The organism is Acrocarpospora corrugata (genome assembly GCF_009687845.1).
Lineage (GTDB): Bacteria > Actinomycetota > Actinomycetes > Streptosporangiales > Streptosporangiaceae > Acrocarpospora > Acrocarpospora corrugata.
In genome coordinates, this window is sequence record NZ_BLAD01000043.1 from 145,222 (window position 1) to 164,418 (window position 19,197).

Consider the following 19,197-nt stretch of genomic DNA (forward strand, 5'->3'; position numbering starts at 1 on the left):
TGGCAATGGTTGGACGGCAGGCCCGCAAATTGCGCGCCCGGCTCAGCTCAGCCGAAGCCGGACGACCACCGGCAGGTGGTCAGAGAACGGTACCCGGGGCACGGACGCCTCGACCACCTCCAGACCGGGCGTCAGCAGCACATGGTCGATCCGCTTGACCGGATTCTCGGCCGGGGAGGTGGGCGGATCGCCCCGCGCGATCAGCGGGTCGGTGAGCCCGGCCGCCGTGAGCACCCGCATCTCCGGGTCGTCCTTGGTCAGGTTGAGGTCGCCCGCGAGGATCACCGGCCGGGTCGCGGCCAGGCTTTTCGCCAGCGCCGCCACTTCGGGCGCCTGGCCGGCGGGGGCCTGCAGGTGGGTGTTGACGATGCCGATCTCGCGCCCGCCCACGGTCAGCGCCGCCGTCTGGGCCTGGGCGCCGGTCGGGTAGTCGTGCTTGCCGAGCCGGTGCGAGACGACCTCCCTGACCGGCAGGTTGGTGAGCAGCGCGTCGCCCCAGAGTCGGTCGGCGGCGGGCGCGAAGTAGTAGCGCAGGCCGAGGCCGTGCGCGATCCGGTCCAGGTCGTCGTGGCCGCCGTTGAGCAGCCAGCCACGGTCGACCTCGCTGAGCAGGACCACGTCGGGGCGTACCGACGCGGCCCAGGCGGCGATCCGGTCCAGGTCGAGGGTGCCGGTCAGGCCGTAACCCATCCTGATGTTGTACGCGACGAGGGTGAACTCGCCGCCGTCCACGTTCTGGGTGGCCGGGATCGTCCGCCAGGTGAGACCGGCGACCAGCAGCGGCGGCAGGAGCAGGGCGGCCAGCGTGCCCGAGAGCAGGGACGGGAGCCCGATCCGGGGGGTCGGGATGAGATCGCGGCCGAGTCCGCGGCCGACGCCGGTCAGGGCGACCAGCACGCCGACGACCATCGGCACGACGGTGTTGGGGAAGCCCAGATCGGCGTCGTAGGAGGCGTAGAAGGCGAACGTGGCCACCAGGAACAGCAGGGCGCCGCCGAGCAGAGCCGCCCCGGGCCTGCGGCGGCCGGGGCTCAGGGTGGCCAGGCCCAGGCAGCCGCCGAGTCCGGCCGCCAGCAGGGTGGCCTGCGCGACCCCCGCGACCGGCGAGAAGATGCCGATCAGCAGGCCGGCCGGGAAGAGCACCCGGTAGACGCGGACCGGCGCGTTCGCCAGCAGCGGGGCGATCGCGAACGGGATCAGGCTGAGGCTGGCCACGCCGAGGGCCGCCACCGAGGCCGCCGCCGCGAGTTCGGTGGCGCCGGTGGACCAGGTGTCGGTGCCGGCCGCGCCCGGTCCCAGGTACTGGCCGGTCAGGAACAGGGCCGGGCCGAGCAGGAACCAGGCGGCCGTGGGAGCGACGAACTCGTCGGGCCGGGTTTTGAGGGTGGACCAGAGGAAGCCGGCCGAGACCAGGACGGTGGGGAACCAGGGGAACAGGCCGTCCTGCCAGATCAGGTCCATGTGGTCGATGGTGAGGTGGAGCAGGCCGCTCAGGGCGAGTCCCAGGGTGATCCCGATCGGGGCCGCGGTACGGGGGAGGGTGCGGGCGCAGCCGTACAGGAAGAAGAGACCGGCGCAGACGCCGGCTGAAGCCAGGTAGAGCTGCGGGTCGCCGCCGTCGGTGGCCTGGAGGGCGATCCGGGTGGCGGCGAGGACGGCGGCGCCGCCGATCAGGACCGCGCGCGGGCCGAGGAAGCGGGCGATGACGATCGCGGTGAACGGGATCACGAACCAGAGCGCGGCGAACAATCCGAGTTGTTCCGGCGGGGTGTCGCCGGCCCGGCCGTACAAGGTGATGAGGGAGGGCAGGAAGACCCGCAGCGCGTCGAGAAGGAGCAGGAGGCCCAGGGTTAGGGTGGCGATCGGCCATCTGGACATGAGCACTCCTCCGCGTCGGACAGGAGTGATCCTCGTAGTCCCCGGGAGCGGTATCAAGAGCCAATTTCCGGACCGCCGCCGAGTCGCTAAGCTGGCAGGAAACTTTGTTGATATTTTCGCAAGCTGCGTTAACCCGGGGGCGATCATAGAAAGCAGGAGCATGGAGCGACGTCCTGGCGTGCCCAGGCTGCTCCGGGAGATCAACGACCGGGCCGCACTGGAATTGTTGCTCGCCTCAGGACCGCTGACCAGGGGGCAGATCGGCGACCTGACGGGCCTGTCCAAGGTGACCGCGTCCCAGACGCTGTCCCGTCTGGAGGAGCGCGGCCTGGTCGAGGTCGTCGGCGAGCAGGCGGGCAACCGCGGCCCGAACGCCGCGCTGTACGGCGTGATCGCCTCGTGCGCCTACGTCGCGGGGCTGGACGTGGGCCCGGAGTTCGTCACCGCCGCCATCGCCGACATCAACGGCGACGTGGTGGCCGAGGTGACCGCGCATCCGAACGGCCACGAGGACCCGGTCTCGGTGGTGCACAACGCCGTGGTGAAGGCGTGCAGGTCGGCCAAGGTGGCGCTGTCCCGGCTGCGCGGCGTGGTGATCGGCACGCCCGGCGTGGTCGACCCGCGCACCGGCGACGTGCGCTTCTCCTTCGACCTGCCGGACTGGCACGAGGGCGTGCACGAGGCGCTCGCCCGCGACCTGCGCAGGGACGTCACGATCGAGAACGACGTGAACCTGGTGGCCATCGCGGAACGCGCCAAAGGCGCCGCGCAGCAGGTGGACGACTTCGTGCTGCTCTGGGTCGGCCGGGGCATCGGCCTCGCCGTCGTCCTGGGCGGCCGGCTGCACCGCGGCCGGTCCGGCAGCGCGGGCGAGATCGGCTACCTCCCGGTGCCCGGCGTCCCGCTGGCCGAGGATGTGCGGGCCACGCCCGGGCGGCTGCCGTCGCTCGCGGGCGGCCTCCAGTCCCTGGTCAGCTCCGAGGCGGTGATCGAACTCGCCGCCGAGTACGGCTTCGCCGCCGAAACCGCCGCCGAGGCCGTGACCGCCGCGGTGGCCGCCGGCGAGGAGGGCGACCGGCTGCTCGACGAGATCGCCTCCCGGCTGGCGCTGGGCGTCGCCTCGGTCTGCGTCGTCCTGGACCCCGGCCTGGTGGTGCTGGCCGGGGAGGTCGGCCAGGCCGGCGGGGCGTCGCTGACCGGCCGGGTGGAGACGGCCGTGGCCCGGATCTGCCCGATCCGCCCCCAGGTCGTCACCAGCGAGGTGACCGGCAGCCCGGTTCTGCGCGGCGCCGTGATCGCCGCTCTGGAGCAGGCCCGCGAGGAGATCTTCGCGTCCTGACCGGTGTGATGGATTCGTTACCCATAGCGGGTATTTGACGCGGATGACCGCCCTCTCTTCTGTGCGGAGAAGAGATGGAGGTCCCCATGTGGACGATCGACTATCAGGAGATCCCGGAGCCGGGCTCACCGGACACCGCGGGCGCTCTGGTCTTTCCGCGCGAACTCCTTGAGGAGCACGGCGCGCGGGTGCTCGACCCGGCCGCGGTCTCCCTCGGGCCCGGCGAGCCGGTGCCCGGTTCGACCGTGTACCACGCGGACATGCTGCTGGTCCCGACCCAGTTCCTCGCCGAACCCGCCCTGCGGGACTGGTTCGCCAGGGCCCTGGACGAGCTCGGCCTCACCGCCACCCCGCCCCGCGACGTGGGGGATTCCAACGAGGAGTTCACCGACTGGCGCGCGGTCGTCCTGAAGGTCGCCCGCGGCGTGGTGGAGGTGGACGCCTGGCCGGTCCTCCAGCACCTGCGCACCCGCCTGCCCCAGCCCACCGACGAGCAGGCGTCGGCCGAGGAACGCATCCTCAGGTACGGCCGCCAGATCACCCTCAACCACGTCATGCTCGGCTCGGCCTTCACCGGCATGGCCCAGCTCGGCGGCGAACCGGTCACCGACGGCCACGGCCTGCCCGGCGACCACCAGGCCACCACCGGTTTCGGGTACGCCACCCGCGCCCCGGTCCAGGTCGTCCGGCCGAAGCCGGAGCCGGACCCGAACTACCAGGGCCGCCGGCCCGTGGTGGCGCTCATCGACACCGGCAGCGCGCACCACGACTGGTTCCCGTGGACCGAGAAGTGGACCGCGAACGACCAGTTCCTGGTCAGCACCGCCGCCCAGGAGAAGATCCTCGCGGGCACGCCGGTCAACGACGCGCGCCGCCGCCCCGTGCCGGTGATCCGCGACCACGTGGACGGGCCGGTCTCTGGACGTCCACTGCTCGGGCTGGTCAACGCGCAGGCCGGGCACGCCACCTTCGAGGCCGGGCTGATCCACCAGCTGGCGCCGGACGCCCGGATCCTCAACCTGCGCGCGATGTTCCCCAGCGGCCTGGCCTCCGAGCACGCGGTGCGGATCGCCCTGCAGTACGTGCTCGACCTGGTGAAGGCCGCCCAGCGCGACCCGAACCAGGGCCTGTTCGTCGACGTGGTCTCGCTGTCCTGCGGCTACTTCAGCGAGAACGACGAGGACCGCAGGTACACCCAGGCGATGGAGAACCTGGTCGACGAGCTGCGCCGGCGGGGAGTGATGGTGGTCGCGGCGGCGGGAAACTTCGCCGCGTCCCGCGCCTTCTACCCATCCGGACTGGCGGGCGCCCCGGACGAGGAGTTCCGGGCGTACGAACGGGCACCGATCTTCGGCGTCGGCGCCAGCAACCCGAACGGCTCGATCGCCATCTTCAGCAACGCCGGCAAGGCGATCAAGTACCACGCCCCCGGGGCCATGCTGATCAGCACCTTCCCCGACACCATCCGGGGCTCGACAGGACCCCGAGTAGAACTCACGTTCAAAGCCGGCACCCGCGAATGGACCCGCGCCTCCTTCGACGCCGACGACTTCAACAGCGGCTTCGCCCTATGGAGCGGCACCTCATTCGCGGCCCCGGTCCTCGCCGGACGGGTGCTCGCCCACCTGATCCGAGACCACCAAGCCACCCTGGCCGACGTCGGCCTCACCGAAACACTGAAACGAGGTAAGGCAGTCGTGCGGAAGCTCCAAACATGACCGGCCTACCCGACCGCGCGGAAGTCCCCGCCACGACCGAGCTATCCGTGCGTGCGGAAGTTCCGGTCGTGACCGGGCTATCCGGCCAGGCGGAAGCTCCAGACAGGACCGGGCTACGCGACCGCGCGGAAGTTCCGGTCGTGAACGGGTTACCCAGCCGTGCGGAAGCTTCGGACCTAAGCGGGTTACCCGGGCGTGCGTCTTCTTTCGGTACGGCCGATCGCGGTCATGAGCGCCGCGATCGGCTGGCCGGACTGCTGGCGCGGGCCCAGGTGGGGGAGCGGGCCGCCTGGGACGCGTTGGTCGCCGAACTCACCCCGATGCTCTGGCACACCGCGCGCGGCCAGGGCCTCGGGTACGAATCGGCCCAGGACGTGGTGCAGACCACCTGGCTCGTCCTGGTCCGTCGCCAGCACTCGATCAACACTCCGGGGGCGTTGATCGAGTGGCTGGTGACGACGGCTCGCCGGGAGGCGTGGCGGGCCAGGGCCCGGGAGCGCTCCGCCGACCTGCTCGGCGAGGACGCCCTGGACGAGGTCCGGGATCCCGTCCCGCTCCCGGAGGAGCTGCTGCTGGCGGACGAGCGCCAGCGCGCGCTGTGGCGGGCGGTGGGCTCGCTGTCCCGGCGCTGCCAGGTCCTGCTGCGCGTCATCGCGTTCGCGCCGCAGCCGCACTACGACGCGGTCGCCCGGGCGCTGGACATGCCCAAGGGCAGCATCGGCCCGACCCGGGGCAGGTGCCTGGCCAAACTACGCCAGACGCTGACCACCGATCCGGCCTGGAACCCCGACTGGAGGGCCCCATGAGCGAGGGCGAGCCCGACAGACAGGACGTCTTCGTCGTCGAGGAGCTGGAACGGCTCTACGCGCAGGTGGATCCGGTGCCCCCCGGACTGGTGGCGCGGATCGCCTTCGCGCTGGAACTGGCGTCCGGCGACTGCGAGATCCTGCGCCCCCGGGAGGAGGCCGCCGCAGGCGTACGCGGCGGCGAGACACGAACGATCACATTCGACAGCCCGGCCCTGACCGTCATGATCGACATCTCCGAGCGCCCAGACGGCCCCGTCCGGGTGGACGGCTGGCTCGCCCCTCCTGCCGGGCACCTGGTCGAACTGCGCGGCCCACACGGCCTGACCACGGTGACAGCCGACCAGGACGGCCGTTTCGTCCTGGACGGGGTCCCCCGCGGCCTGGTCCAGATCGTGGTCCGGGCAGTAGCGGGTAGCGAAGCACTCGCCCTGACCCCGTCGTTCGTCCTCTGATCCCTTGAGGGGTGAAGGGGTCGCAGGTTCAAATCCTGTCGTCCCGACCAAGTAAACCTGGTTGGTCAGGGCGTCCCGTGTTTTCCGTGACACCTGGTTTCTTTGGGTGACCAACTGAGTGGCTAGGTTGCCCAAGATCTTGGTTTCTCGCTGTCGCTCCGCTCAGCGCGACAGGCCGAATCTGTTCCGGTAAGCGGGGCCCCGGGGTCACGTTCAGCGGAGTGGTGTAATAGGTGGCCGTGGATCTGTGGATCACACAGTCTGAGATGGGGTTACGCGAGGTGTTCTGAGAACCGTCCGATCGCGGATGCGAGCGCGTCGTCCACTAGTTGCTGGATTTCTGGCCATCGTGCGTCGAGATCGTCTGTGTAGACCAGGGTGGCGCTGTCCGGGGTGTTCGAATGCTCGAACACTCGGAAAAGGAGTTCTTGGCGGTCGCTGTCTGTGGGGGCGGCGTTGAGGACCTCGGCGTACACGGTGACCGCCAGAACGCCGGTCTCTCCTTGGCCGACCTTCTGCACTGCGGTGATGAATCTCAGCAGGCTGCCGCGCAGGCGCAGGTGCAGGCGGGCCCACCAGGAGCCGGCTGAGAGATTGGTGTAAAAGTCCGCGAGATTGGCGGCGTGGACAAGCTGGCCATGCCAATATCCGGCCTTCTCGTCTGGAGGCACCGCGCTGTCGAGGGATACCATCGCCCGCCGGTCGAGTTCCCGGAACACCTCCTCAAGCTGCGTGGAGAGCGCCCGCAGGAAATCGACCAGTCGGGTGTGGGCCGCCGTCGCCAACTGGGCGCTGCGCTCGGCTTTGAGGTTGCGATCGGTCACCTCCCTGGCGCGAAGCCTGGTGGCGTATGCCCGTGCCACGGCGACCGCGCCGCTCGCCTGCGGGGATGGTGACAGCGGCGCCTGCAGTTCAGCTCGAAGGGCCCGCTCTTCCAGGAGTGCGAAGAAGCGGACGAGCGGCCGGAGGTCCCCCGAATTGGCTTCGTCAAGGGCGGCGATGTACTCGGCGCGCTGAAGGCGGTCCACCGCGATTGGAGCGAAGTGCCCTTTTTGTAGTGCGAGCAGCGTGAGGGCTCGGGCGACTCTGCCGTTCCCGTCGGAGAACGGATGGATCAGAATGAATCGGTGATGCAGCCACGCGGCCCGTACGAGGGGATGCCGGTCGGCTGTGTCCCGGTAGAGCTCGACGAGGCGCTCCATCTCCTCGTCCACGAACAAGGGCGGCGTGCACTCCAGCTTTGTTCCGTCGGCCCTGGTGATCTCGTTTTTCAGGTCCTTCCACACGCCAGGCTTGAGTGGCACCCTCACGAGATTGCCGAACTGGTCTCTGGCGTCATAGTGCGTCTGGTGGCGGACAATGATCGAGTGAAGCGTCTTGATGAAATGGAGTGAAAGGTCCTGGTCGTCTCGTGACCAGTCGACCAGGTAGGCGAGCGCTTCGAACTGATCGCGAATGATGTCGAGCGTGGATTCGGTGACGTCGCCCTCGGAAAGCGCGACTTCGGTGGTCAACCCCTCGGCGACGAGAGCTTCGGTCACACCCCAGCTCACATCGTAAAGACGTTCAATGATGCCGGTCTCAATGGCGTGCTTCCGAAGGCGGCGCTTCAGGGATGCCTCAACCTCGGCGGGGGAGGCCGCGGCTTGCACTTCCTTCCAGGCGGTCTGAAGCGCGTCAACGCCGGCGAGCCTTGTGGCTATCTCGCCGTTGAGGCTGCCGAGCGGCTCGATTCGCTGCCAAGGGATCACCCGATCATCCACGTTGCCAAGTGTATGACCGAGGGCGACGGTCAGCGGCGGTGGTTTGGGACGATGACCAGGCACGACCTGCCCGACTCCATCGGAAAGTGCCCCTCAGGCTATGGGGCTCCTCGCTCGACTTCGTCCGACCTGTCCAGGCCGTGGTGGGCGGGCAGGGCGAATCCCAGGCGATTGTGTACGCCTAGGACATTCCCGCCCGGTCGCCGGATGATCCACCCGAGAACTCTTCCTGCTACGGGCCCGACAGGGTGCGGGCTGAAATTGGACGGCGTGGGTGTGCGGTGTGAGCATCGTCGTTGTGACACCGCACGATCTCGTGGGACGAGACGCCGAACTGCGCGACCTGACGGCACTGCTGGAGGGCGTGAAGGAGGGCGGTGGCGCGCTGGTGTTGAGCGGTGCGGCGGGTGTCGGCAAGTCGGCGCTGCTCGGGGCCGCCATGGCCGATGCTGCGGCCAGGGGCGCGCGGGTGCTGACCGTGACGGGTGTGTTCGCCGAAGGCCAGGTCCCGTACGAGGGTCTGCGCAGACTGCTCGCGGGGACCGGGCTCGCGCCCGACGACCTCGATGGCGGGCCGCTGCGTGCCGCGATGGCCGTGTTGCATCGGCTGTCGGCGCTGGCGGGCGAGCTGCCCGTGGTGCTCGCCGTCGAGGACGCGCACTGGCTGGACGAGCCGAGCTGGGAGGCGCTCGCGTTCGTCGGACGACGGCTGCGCTCGGACGCCGTGGTGCTGCTGGCGACCCTGCGCGACGACGCCGACGCGCAGGCCAGGCTCGCCGCGTCAGGGCTGCCCATGCTGACGGTGCCGCCGGTGACCGACCAGGCGGCGGCGGAGCTGGTGGCCAGGGTCGCGCCCGGCCTGGGCATCGCGCTGCGCGCCCGCGTGCTGGTGGAGGCGGCGGGCAATCCGCTCGCCCTGATGGAGTTCGCCGCGCTGGCGTCCCGGCAGGATCAGGGGGTGCTGGCGTCGAGCAGGCTGCCGTTGACGCGCGGCTGGAACGCGCGTACGCGCAGGCGCTCGCCACGCTGGCCGCCGACACCAGGCTGTTGGCGCTCGTCGCCGCCGTCAACGAGGACGACGCGATCGAGGAGAACACGCGGGCCGCGTCCCTGCTGGCGGGCGCGCCGATCGAGGCCGCCGCGCTGGCCCCCGCGGTTCGGGCGGGGCTGGTCGTCGCCGACGCCGTACGGGTCAGGTTCCGGCACCCGCTGATCAGGTCGGCGATCGTCCAGGCGGCCGGGGCCGACCTGCTGCGCGACGCGCATGCCGCGCTCGCCGCCGCCCTGCCCGATGACCAGGATCGCAGGATCTGGCACCGGGCGGCCGCCGCGCGGTCCTACGACGAGGAGGTGGCGGCCGGGCTCGCCGCCCTCGCGCTGCGCGCCGACGCCAGGGGCGCCTCGGGGCGTGCGCTGGAGGCGCTGGAGCGGGCCGCCTACCTCAGCGCCGACCCGGCCCAGCGGGGCGCGCGGCTGATCGACGCCGCCCTGATGGCCTTCGACCTCGGCGACCGCGCCACCCTGGAACGCCTGGTCGGCCGCGCCGAGGACGCCGACCTCGCCCCGATCGACCAATCCCGGCTCGCCTACTTCCGCGACATCAGCCTGCATTTCGCGTGGACCGGCTGTCGGACCTGGCCGGGTTTCTCGATGAGATGCGGGTCCGTGACGGCTCGGCTTTCGCGCTGCGCTGGCTGGCCTGGGTCAGCATGCGCTGGTTCTTCGCCAACCCCACACCGCAGGCCCGCGCGCCCGTCCTCGCCGCGATCGAACGGCTGGACGTGCCGCCCGAGCATGCGCGGATCATCGCGTCGCTGGCGGCGCTCGCCCCGGTGGAGCGCGGCAGGCAGCTGCTGGCCCGGCTGGAGGCGCTGAGCAAGGCGAGCTGGGTCAGCCCGCGCGACCTGCACCTGCTGGGAGCCGCGGCGACCGCGGTCGGCGCCTTCCCGCTAGGGCGCGGCTGCGGTATGCGTGGGGCGCGTGGCTGCGCCCCAGCGCCGCGCCGCCGAGGCCCGGGCGCCGCTGCGCGCGGCGGCCGAGGCCTTCGACGCGCTCGGCGCGGTGCCCTGGTCGGAACGCGCGCTACGGGAACTACGCGCCAGCGGCGAGCGGATCCGCCGCAAGCACGACGCCCGCGACCGGCTCACCGCCCAGGAACTCCAGATTCCCCAGCTCGTCACGGACGGCCTGACCAACCGCGACATCGGCGAGCGGCTGTTCGTCTCGCCCCGCACGGTCAGCACGCACCTGTCGCGCATCTTCCCCAAACTCGGCATCACCACCCGAGGCGAGCTGAGCCGTCTCATGGCCGCGCGAGAGGGCGACTACATCATTTGACGTACGCGAGGACAGCCGCCCGGTTCCTACCGTGGGAGGAATTCCACTCCTTCTCTCGCAGAGGTGCGCCATGATCCGCAACATCGTGCACGTCCACGGCGGCTTCGTCGACGGCTCCGGCTGGCAGGCCGTCCACGACCTGCTCGTCACCGACGGCTTCCGCGTGGCGGTCGTGCAGAACCCGACCCTGTCCCTGGCCGGGGACGTCGCCACCACGCACCAGGTCATCGACGGCCTGGACGGCCCGTGCGTGCTGGTCGGCCACTCTTATGGCGGCGTCGTCATCAGCGAGGCCGGAACGCACCCGAACGTCGCGGCGCTCGTGTACATCGCCGCGTTCGCCCCCGACAAGGGCGAGTCGGTCAACACACTCATCGCCGACCCGCCGCCCGGCGCGCCCGTCCCGCCGATCCTGCCCCCGGTGAACGGGTTCCTCTTTCTCGACCGGGACAAGTTCGCCGCGTCCTTCGCCGGGGACCTGCCCGCCGACCAGGCGGCCTTCATGGCCGACTCGCAGGTCCCGTGGGGCCTGGACGCACTCGGGGGTACGGTCACCGAACCCGCGTGGCGCGCCAAGCCGTCCTGGTACCTGGTGGCGACCGACGACCGCGTGATCCCGCCGCCCGCCCAGCACGCCATGGCGCAGCGCGCCGGGGCAACCATCGCGGAGACGCCGGGCAGCCACTCGGTCTACCTGTCGCAGCCCGCCGCGGTCGCCGACCTCATCCGCCAGGCCGCCTCCTGACGACCGCTCGCTGACGCCGACCGCCAGGTCGCCGCGGGCTGACTCTGTCGTTCGTGCTCTGATCCTCCGGTCTCTTGGCAGCGGGCCGGAAAACCCGGACTCTGGCCATGTGTCCGAACGCCGGGAGCAAGCCGAGCGCCTGTACGCCCAAGGCACCGCCGCGACCTCGGCCGGTCAACCCGCGCTGGCGGCCCGGCGGCTGCGGCGTGGCCTCAACCTGCTCGCGGATGACGACCCGCTGGTGGGCAGGATGCTGATCAGCCTGGCCCACGCCGAAGCCGAGCAGGGCCACACCACGCTCGGCCTGAAGCTCCTGCTGGCGGCGGAGAACCGGGCCGCGCCCGTGGACCGGCCGGTGGCCCAGGCCCAGCGCGGCCTGATGCTGCTCCGCCTGGGCCGGACCGTCGAGGCCCTGCGCGAACTGGACGCCGCCGTCCCCGAACTGGCCCGCCACGACGCCGTGGAGCTGGCCCGGATCCTGCTGAACCGCGCTGTCATCCACATCGACATGGGCAGGATCACGCTGGCCCGCGACGATTTGCGCCGCAGCGCTCAACTCGCCCGCATCCGCCAGCACGAGATCCTGGCGGTCAAAGCCCTCCACAACGACGGCTACTGCGACCTGCTGGTCGGAGACATCCCCAGCTCCCTGGCGGTCTTCGCCGAGGTTGAGACAACCTACCGCCGCCTGCTCCCCGGCCTGCTCCCCCTACTGGTCTTGGACCAGGCCCGCGCCCTGCTCTCCGCCGGCCTGGCAGGCGAGGCTGGCCGCCGCCTGGACGACATCTTCTCCCAATTCCGCCGCCAGCGCCTGCTCCAGGACTACGCCGAAGCCGAACTGGCCCGCGCCAGAGCAGCCCTGGACGCGGGCGACACGAAAGCCTCAATCTCCTGGGCCCGCCGCGCCGAGGCCCGCTTCCGCCGCCGCGGCAGCATGCCCTGGGCCCTCCGCGCTGCCCTGATGCGCCTCCGCGCCGAATTCACCGAAACAACCACCCAGCCCGCCGGGTCCATTCCGCCTGCCAAGCCCGTCCGGCCTGCTCAGGCTGTCCAACTCGCCGGGTCCGCCAGGTCCGCCGCGCCCGTTTGGCCTGCTCAGCCGCTCCGACTCGCTCAGCCAGCCCGGGTCACCCAGCCGCTCTGGACCGGACGCGCCGCGCTGCCTGGGCTCGCCGCCAGAGCCGGACGCTTGGCGGGTCAGCTTGGTGAGCTTGGTCTTGCTGATGAGGCGGAGTTTGCGCGGTTGCTCGCGATTCGCGCCCTGCTGGCCGCCGGACGCATGGGGGAGGCCCGGCAAGCGGACCGGTCCCGCAGGAGTGGGAACGCCTCGCTCGAAGTTCAGCTGATGCGTCGGCTCACGGCGGCCGAGTTGGCGTGGGCCGAAGGGCGCGGTGGGCAGGCGCTGGCCGATCTGCGGGCGGGGCTGTCGCTGGTGCACTCCCGGCGGGCGAGGTTGGGCAGCCAGGACATGCGCACCGGAGCGGCCGGGCTCGGTCTGGATCTGGCCCGCGCCGGTCTGGGCGCCGCGCTCGAACGCGGTTCGCCCCGGATGGTGTTCGCGTGGTCGGAACGTTGCCGGGCGCAGGCGTTCCGGCACCGCCCAGTCCGTCCGCCGTACGACGCGGCCAGCGCCGACGCCGTAGCCGAGTTGCGTCGGCTCAGCCAGTGGATCAGGACCAATCCGGCGCAGGCCAGGCGGGAGCCGAGGCTGCGGGAGCGCTGCCTGGAATTGGAGCGGTCCCTGCGCGAGAAGGACTGGCAGTCGCCGGGGGAGGCGGCCAGCACGTTCTCCTCGGTGGGCGCGGTGACCGAGGAACTGGCCGCCGCCGGCATGGCCATGGTCAGTTTGCTGAACGTGGGCGGCCGGTTGCTCGGCTTGGTCGTCCGGGACCACCAGATCAGCCTGCATCCGCTCGGCGACTACGCGCCCATGGCGGAGGCGGCCAGAAGGCTGACCGCGGACCTGAGCGCGCTGGCCGGCCGGAACCGTCCCGCCAGGATCCGCGAGGTGATCGCCGCCTCGGCCCGCCGCCAGCGAGCCGTACTGGGGAGCACACTTCTCGCGCCTCTCCTGCCCACGCTGCTCGGCGCCAACAGTGGTGTTGGCGGGATTGTGATTGTGCCCACTGGTGCGCTTTCGGGGGTGCCCTGGTCGTTGTGTGATGAGTTGGTCGGGCTGCCGGTGGTGGTGGCGCCCTCCGCGCTTGCTTGGACGGTGGCGCAGCGTAGTCGGCGTGGTGCGGCTCCCGGTGGGCCGCCTGTTCTAATCGCCGGTCCTGACCTGGAGCATGCTGAGGCCGAGGTTCGGGGGATTGCCGCGATTTATCGGGGTAGCCGGGCTTTGGTTGGGGGTGAGGCCACGGTGGAGGCTACTTTGGCCGCGCTTGGTGGTGCCGAGATCGCTCACTTGGCCGCGCATGGGCATCATGAGCGGGAGAATGTGTTGTTCTCGCGGTTGGATCTGCGGGATGGGCCGTTGATGGCTTACGATCTGCAGCGTTTGGAGAGAGCTCCTCGGCATGTGGTGCTGTCCGCCTGTGACTTGGGTCAGGCGGTGGTTCGTTCCGGGGATGAGATCCTCGGCTTCACGGCCGCACTGCTGTACCTGGGTACTCCGACGGTGATCTCCAGCATTGCGCCGGTCCCGGACGATGTCGCCGCGCAGGTGATGACCGGTTACCACTGCGAGATCGCTCGCGGTGCCGAACCCGCCGCCGCGCTGGCCGTCTCCGCGCAGGGTCAGGACTCGGCCAGTTTCCTCTGCTTCGGCTCCGGCTGACGGCTGCTCCGGCGCTGACTGACGGCCTGAAACTTTAGTGAGATCTTTGAAACTTTCGAGCCGAACCAGTCAACAGCCCAGGTCGGCGCAGTTCGGGTGGGCGGTCGATTGCTTGGGTCGGGGGCGACTGGTTACGTTTCGGGCCTCCTGTCGAAAGGCTCGTGATGGCCAGACGCTTTCCGATTTTTCCGGTCTTGTTATCGTTGACGGCTCTGTTGGGGGCCATCGGGGTCTCCGTGGCCATGCCCGCCAGCGCGGCGGTCATCGGCGGTTTCGATTTCGATCGGGCCCAGGTGTCCGTCACCGGACTCCAGGTGCCGTGGGGGATGGCCTTCCTCCCGGACGGAAGCGCGCTCGTCTCGGAACGCAACACCGGGCGGATCATGCAGGTCCGCCCCGGCCAGACCCCCACCGCGGTGGCCACCATCAGCGGCGTCTCGGCGTCGGGCGAGAGCGGCCTGCTCGGCATCGCGGTCTCCCCGAACTACGCCACCGACCAGTGGGTCTACGCCTACTTCACCACCAGCACCGACAACCGGCTGGTACGGCTCCGCCTCAACGCCCCCACCACCCAGAACGTGCTCTTCTCCGGCGTCCCCCGCAACACCATCCACGACGGCGGCCGGATCGCCTTCGGCCCGGACGGCATGCTCTACGTGGCCACCGGCGACGCCGGCACCACCGCCAACGCCCAGAACCTCAACTCCCCGGGCGGCAAGATCCTCCGGATGACCCCGGACGGCGGCATCCCCGCCAGCGGCCAGCCCTTCGCGAACTCCCGCGTCTGGAGCTACGGCCACCGCAACGTCCAGGGCCTGGCCTGGGACAACCAGGGCCGGATGTACGCCTCCGAGTTCGGCCAGAACAACCTGGACGAGGTCAACCAGATCGTGGCCGGCGGCAACTACGGCTGGCCGACCTGCGAGGGCTCCTGCACCAACCCCTCGTTCCGTAACCCGATCATCTCGTGGACCACCGCAGAGGCGTCCCCGAGCGGCCTGGCGTACGCCAACAACACGCTGTTCGTGGCCGCGCTGCGCGGCACCCGGCTCTGGACGGTCACCCTGAACGCCTCCGGCGGCGCGGCCTCCGCGCTCGCCCAGTTCCAGGGCGCCTACGGCCGGCTCCGCGCGGTCTCCGTCGGACCCGACGGCTGGCTCTGGGTGGCCACCAGCAACCGGGACGGCCGGGGCACCCCGATCGCGGCCGACGACCGGATCATCCGGGTTCCCCCGGCGGGCGTCTCGCCGTCGCCTTCGCCCAGTGTGAGCCCGCCGGTGGACACCGTTCCGCCCACCACCCCGGGCGCGCCGACCGCGTTCAACGTCACCAGCTCGGCGGCCACGCTGAACTGGCCGGTCTCCACCGACAGCGGCGGCAGCGGCCTGGCGGGCTACAACGTCTACCGTGAGCAGGGCGCCACCGATCCGCTGCTGGCCCAGCCCGCCAGCAACTCGGCCACCCTGACCGGCCTGACCGCCAACACCCAGTACCAGGTGTACGTGCGGGCCAGGGACAACGCGGGCAACCTGTCCGGCAACTCCACCCTGGTGACCTTCACCACCACGGGCGGCACGACCACCGGCGGCTGCTCGGCCACCGGGACCGTGCAGACCCAGTGGGGCAACGGCTACGTCATCCAGCCGCTGACCGTCACCAACACCGGGACCACCGGGATCAACGGCTGGACGGTGGCGTTCACGCTCCCGGCCGGGCACACGATCACCGGGTCCTGGAACACCACGATCACTGTCAGCGGCCAGAACGTGACCGCCCGGAACGTCGGCCACAACGGCACCATCGCGGCCGGCGGCAACGTGCAGTTCGGCTTCCAGGTGAGCCGTCCCAACGGCAACACCGCGACGCCGTCCGGTTACACCTGTACCTCTCCCTGATCGGGGCCCTGTCCGGTACGGCTCCCCCCTTGAGGGAGGGTGCGGGAGCCGTACCGGCCGGGGTTAGGCGGTGAGGAGTTCGATCGCGGCCTGCGCGTTGGCGCGGGCCGCGCCGTAGGTGGCGATGTAGGCGGCGGCTTCTGGCCGCCAGATGGGCAGGCCCATCTCGACCACGATGGTGTCGGGGCGGGCGGCCAGCAGCCCGCTGATCAGCGCCCGGCTCTCCGGGTGGCGGTGGGCGTCCTTGACCACCACGATGAGGGACCTTCCTGCGGCGGCGGCGAGCAGCGCGGCCGGGCTGGCCTCCTGCGGCTTGACCCGGACGATCTCGGCGTCGGGCAGCCAGGGCGCGACCCCCCACGGCACGTCGCCGACGGCGATGGTGGGCGGCGTGTCCACCTCCACCACGTAGGGGTCGACCAGCGGCGCGGCCGAGCCGGTCAGCCGGACGGCGCGCCTGGCCGCGTGCAGGCCGACCACATTGTCGTCGGCGGAGTCCTGAGATTCCTGGACCAGCGCCGACCAGGCCCGCAGCCGGTCCACCCGGGCGGCGGCCTCCTCCAGCCTGGCCACCGGCAGCAGCCCTTCGTGAACCGCTTCGACGATCGCCGCGAGCACCCCGCGGATGTCGTCGTAGGTCGGCACCGGGCCCAGGCAGAGCAGGTCGGAGCCGGCCATCAGGGACTGCACCGCGCCGCCGCCGAGCCCGACGCTCTTGGTGATCGCGTGCATGTCCAGCGCGTCGGTGATCACCACCCCGTCGTAGCCGAGCTCGCCGCGGAGCAGCCCGGTCAGCGCGGCCCGGCTGAGGGTGGCCGGCGTGGTCCCGGTCAGGTACGGCACCGACACGTGCGCCGTCATGATCGACCGGGCGCCCGCCTCGATGGCGGCCCGGAACGGCAGCAGCTCGCGCTCCCAGAGCAGCTCGGGCGAGGCGTCCACCAGCGGGATCTCCAGATGCGAGTCCTCCCGGGTGGCGCCGTGGCCGGGGAAGTGCTTCACGCACGCGGCCACCCCGAGCGACTGCAGCCCGCGCACGGCCGCGACCGTGTGCCGGGCCACCAGCTCGGCTCCGGCCCCGAAGGACCGGGTGCCGATCACCGGGTTGTCGTCGGCGGTGTTCACGTCGGCGACCGGGCCCATGTCCAGGTTGACGCCGCACCTGGCCAGGTCGGCCGCGATCGACCGGTAGACCCGCTCGGTCAGCTCGACGTCGTCCACGGCGCCCAGCGCCGCGTTGCCCGGGTACGGGCTGCCGGTGTGGTAGGCCAGCCGGGTGACGTCGCCGCCTTCCTCGTCCAGCGACACGACCGGCCGTCCCGCGCTGCCGAGCTGGCGGGTCAGCGCGGCCAGCTGACCGGCGTCCGCCACGTTGAACCCGAACAGGGTGACGCCGCCCAGCCCGTCCGCCAGGTCCTGCAGGACCCAGTCGGGGGCGACGTGGCCGGGGAACGAGACGAGCAGCGACGCGGCCGCGAGACGCCGCAGCCCCCGATCGCCGGTGCTCGCGATGGATTCAGGCATGGCTGTCTCATGCTCCTAGGGTCGGATGAGTTTCAGGGCAGGGCTGGTACGGCCGGCGCCTCGTGAGCGGCGGCCGTACCGGCTCCGGGGATCAGCCCTTGACGGCGCCCGCGACGAGTCCGGAGACCATGCGCCGCTGCACCAGCAGGAAGAAGATGACGACCGGGATGGTCATCAGGGTGGAGCTGGCCATGATGGCGCCCCAGTCCGTGCCGCGCTGCCCGAAGAAGTACTGCAGGGCGACGGGCATGGTGTAGCCCGACGAGTCGGACATCAGAATCAGCGCGAAGATCAGTTCGTTCCACGCGGTGATGAAGGAGAAGATGCTGGTCGCCACCAGCCCGGGGGCCACCAGCGGGAAGAGCACCTTCCAGAACGTGGTCATCCGGGAGGCGCCGTCGATCCAGGCCGCCTCCTCCAGCGACTTGGGCACGGCGGCCACGAAGGTGCGCAGCATCCAGATGCCGAACGGCAGGGTCAGGCCGACGTTGACCACGATCAGGCCGAGCAGCTGGTCGTACAGGCCGAGCCGCTTCACGCTGAGGAACAGCGGGATGAGCAGCGCCTCGGCGGGGATCATCTGGGCCATCAGCAGCGCGATCAGGAAGCCGGTGCGGCCCTTGAACTTGAACCTGGCCACGGCGGTGGCGGCCAGCAGCGCGAACATCGAGCCGACCAGCACGGTGCCGAGCGCCACGATGGCGCTGTTGCGCAGGTAGAGCCAGATCGAGTTGCCCGCCACGCCCTCGGTGAGCACCCGGTCCAGGTGATCGAAGGTGAAATGGGTGGGGAACGGGATGAACTCGGTGGTGAAGATCTGGTCGTTGTCCTTGAACGAGGTCGCGATCATCCAGTACACGGGGAACACCGCGAAAAGGAACACCAGCGTCGCGGTGGTGTTGAGCGCGATCTTGCCAAGGCGTTTGCGGGCGAGCGGGCTCACTGGACCTCCTCCGACTTCACCATCTGGCGGATGTAGAAGGCCGTGACGATCAGCAGGATCACCGTCAGCACCACCGCGATGGCCGCGCCGGTGCCCATCTTGGGCGGGCTGCGGAACGCCTCGGCGAAGGAGTACATGGACAGGTTGAAGGCCTCCCGGTTGGTCGGGCCGCCGATCAGCACGTACAGCTGGCTGAAGACCTTGAAGTCCCAGATGATCGACAGGATCGTGAGGACCGCGAAGACCGGCTTGAGCAGCGGGAAGGTGATCTTCCAGAAGGTTCGCCAGGGACCGGATCCGTCGACCGTGGCGGCCTCGTAGAGCTCGGTCGGGATGCCCTTGAGGCCGGCCAGCACGGAGACCGCTATGAACGGGAAGGACGCCCACAGCACGGTCAGGATGAGCACCAGGTAGACGGTGACCGCGTCGTTCAGCCACGGCTCGCCGGTCCAGTCGGCCCGGCCGAACGCGAGGGTGGAGAGCCAGTCGGGCAGCAGGTTCAGCGCCCAGTTGATGATGCCGGCCTCGGAGTCGAACAGCCAGCGCCAGATGACGCCCTGGGCGACCGGGGGCACGGCCCACGCCGACATGATGCCGATGATGACGAAGGTGGACATCCGCTTGCTGAGCTTGTTCAGCAGCACGCCCACGGCGGTGCCGAGAATCAGCGTGAGGGACACGGTGATCACGGCGAAAGCGATGGTGTTTCGGAGCGACGACCAGAAGATGTCGTTTTCGAGGATCTTGGTGTAGTTCTCCCAGCCCAGCCATTCGGCCGGACGCTTTCCGCTGATCTGCGGCAGCCCGACCTTCTGGAAGGACATCACCACGACTTGGATCATCGGGTAGAGCAGCAGGCCGGCGATCACCAGGATGCCGGGGATCAGCAGCACGTAGGGGATGGCCTTGGGCGGGAGCCCACTCGCCTTGTTGGGGCGATGAGAACTTCTGCGACGCCGCTCCGGGGCGGAGGAGTTGCCTCCGCCCCGGGCGATCGTTGACGCGTTCGTCATGT

14 protein-coding genes are annotated in these 19,197 nt (G+C 70.5%); 9 read left to right on the forward strand and 5 right to left on the reverse strand.

Annotation, left to right across the window (positions count from 1 at the left end):
- Positions 1–42: 42 nt before the first annotated feature.
- Entirely contained in the window at positions 43–1,878 is a 1,836-nt protein-coding gene (locus Acor_RS11305) for an endonuclease/exonuclease/phosphatase family protein (RefSeq protein WP_155336541.1), read from the reverse strand.
- A 160-nt stretch (positions 1,879–2,038) separates the two neighbouring features.
- Between Acor_RS11305 and Acor_RS11310 the strand changes: the two genes are divergently transcribed.
- The 4 genes from Acor_RS11310 to Acor_RS11325 all read left to right on the forward strand — a co-directional run bounded on the left by Acor_RS11310 (position 2,039) and on the right by Acor_RS11325 (position 6,196).
- The gene (locus tag Acor_RS11310; protein ID WP_155336542.1) at positions 2,039–3,217 is read left to right on the forward strand and encodes an ROK family transcriptional regulator; all 1,179 of its coding nucleotides are present in this window, start codon (positions 2,039–2,041) and stop codon (positions 3,215–3,217) included.
- Positions 3,218–3,291: 74 nt separating this feature from the next.
- Entirely contained in the window at positions 3,292–4,935 is a 1,644-nt protein-coding gene (locus Acor_RS11315) for a S8 family peptidase (RefSeq protein WP_155336543.1), read from the forward strand.
- Positions 4,932–5,741, forward strand: coding sequence for an RNA polymerase sigma factor (locus tag Acor_RS11320; protein ID WP_155336544.1), 810 nt, complete (start codon positions 4,932–4,934; stop codon positions 5,739–5,741). The genes Acor_RS11315 and Acor_RS11320 overlap by 4 nt, the downstream gene beginning before the upstream one ends.
- Entirely contained in the window at positions 5,738–6,196 is a 459-nt protein-coding gene (locus Acor_RS11325; protein WP_155336545.1) for a hypothetical protein, read from the forward strand. Before Acor_RS11320 ends, Acor_RS11325 begins: the two co-directional genes overlap by 4 nt.
- 272 nt (positions 6,197–6,468) lie before the next feature.
- Here Acor_RS11325 and Acor_RS11330 read toward each other — a convergent pair whose 3' ends face one another.
- Positions 6,469–7,959, reverse strand: a complete 1,491-nt coding sequence (locus tag Acor_RS11330) for a Fic family protein (protein ID WP_170316873.1) — start codon at positions 7,957–7,959, stop codon at positions 6,469–6,471.
- 283 nt (positions 7,960–8,242) lie between these two features.
- On the opposite strand from Acor_RS11330, the gene Acor_RS11335 reads away from it, so the two are divergent.
- The 5 genes from Acor_RS11335 (at position 8,243) to Acor_RS44250 (ending at position 15,715) form a co-directional block, all read left to right on the forward strand.
- Complete coding sequence (locus Acor_RS11335) at positions 8,243–9,172, forward strand: AAA family ATPase (protein WP_170316874.1); 930 nt, start codon at positions 8,243–8,245, stop codon at positions 9,170–9,172.
- Positions 9,173–9,939: 767 nt separating this feature from the next.
- Positions 9,940–10,296: a helix-turn-helix domain-containing protein gene (locus Acor_RS43140; protein WP_218034221.1), complete on the forward strand. Its 357-nt coding sequence runs from the start codon at positions 9,940–9,942 to the stop codon at positions 10,294–10,296.
- Positions 10,297–10,366: 70 nt separating this feature from the next.
- On the forward strand, positions 10,367–11,041 hold the full coding sequence (locus Acor_RS11345; protein ID WP_155336548.1) for an alpha/beta hydrolase: 675 nt from the start codon (positions 10,367–10,369) through the stop codon (positions 11,039–11,041).
- Between the two features lie 109 nt (positions 11,042–11,150).
- Complete coding sequence (locus Acor_RS11350; RefSeq protein ID WP_155336549.1) at positions 11,151–13,820, forward strand: CHAT domain-containing protein; 2,670 nt, start codon at positions 11,151–11,153, stop codon at positions 13,818–13,820.
- A 203-nt stretch (positions 13,821–14,023) separates the two neighbouring features.
- Positions 14,024–15,715 carry a PQQ-dependent sugar dehydrogenase gene (locus Acor_RS44250; RefSeq protein WP_246238579.1) on the forward strand — a complete coding sequence of 564 codons (1,692 nt, stop codon included), beginning with the start codon at positions 14,024–14,026 and terminating at the stop codon, positions 15,713–15,715.
- Between the two features lie 63 nt (positions 15,716–15,778).
- Here Acor_RS44250 and Acor_RS11360 read toward each other — a convergent pair whose 3' ends face one another.
- The 3 genes from Acor_RS11360 to Acor_RS11370 all read right to left on the reverse strand — a co-directional run bounded on the left by Acor_RS11360 (position 15,779) and on the right by Acor_RS11370 (position 19,195).
- Complete coding sequence (locus tag Acor_RS11360) at positions 15,779–17,239, reverse strand: glycoside hydrolase family 3 protein (protein WP_155336551.1); 1,461 nt, start codon at positions 17,237–17,239, stop codon at positions 15,779–15,781.
- 91 nt (positions 17,240–17,330) lie between these two features.
- The gene (locus Acor_RS11365) at positions 17,331–18,182 is read right to left on the reverse strand and encodes a carbohydrate ABC transporter permease (protein WP_155336552.1); all 852 of its coding nucleotides are present in this window, start codon (positions 18,180–18,182) and stop codon (positions 17,331–17,333) included.
- Positions 18,179–19,195, reverse strand: a complete 1,017-nt coding sequence (locus Acor_RS11370) for a carbohydrate ABC transporter permease (protein WP_155336553.1) — start codon at positions 19,193–19,195, stop codon at positions 18,179–18,181. The genes Acor_RS11365 and Acor_RS11370 overlap by 4 nt, the downstream gene beginning before the upstream one ends.
- Positions 19,196–19,197 lie beyond the last annotated feature (2 nt).

What these genes read in the sequence shown, in the direction of transcription:
- Acor_RS11305 (WP_155336541.1), bottom strand. Translation starts at nt 1,878, where the DNA reads ATGTCCAGATGGCCGATCGCCACCCTAACCCTGGGCCTCCTGCTCCTT.
- Acor_RS11310 (WP_155336542.1), top strand. Translation starts at nt 2,039, where the DNA reads ATGGAGCGACGTCCTGGCGTGCCCAGGCTGCTCCGGGAGATCAACGAC.
- Acor_RS11315 (WP_155336543.1), top strand. Translation starts at nt 3,292, where the DNA reads ATGGAGGTCCCCATGTGGACGATCGACTATCAGGAGATCCCGGAGCCG.
- Acor_RS11320 (WP_155336544.1), top strand. Translation starts at nt 4,932, where the DNA reads ATGACCGGCCTACCCGACCGCGCGGAAGTCCCCGCCACGACCGAGCTA.
- Acor_RS11325 (WP_155336545.1), top strand. Translation starts at nt 5,738, where the DNA reads ATGAGCGAGGGCGAGCCCGACAGACAGGACGTCTTCGTCGTCGAGGAG.
- Acor_RS11345 (WP_155336548.1), top strand. Translation starts at nt 10,367, where the DNA reads ATGATCCGCAACATCGTGCACGTCCACGGCGGCTTCGTCGACGGCTCC.
- Acor_RS11360 (WP_155336551.1), bottom strand. Translation starts at nt 17,239, where the DNA reads ATGCCTGAATCCATCGCGAGCACCGGCGATCGGGGGCTGCGGCGTCTC.
- Acor_RS11370 (WP_155336553.1), bottom strand. Translation starts at nt 19,195, where the DNA reads ATGACGAACGCGTCAACGATCGCCCGGGGCGGAGGCAACTCCTCCGCC.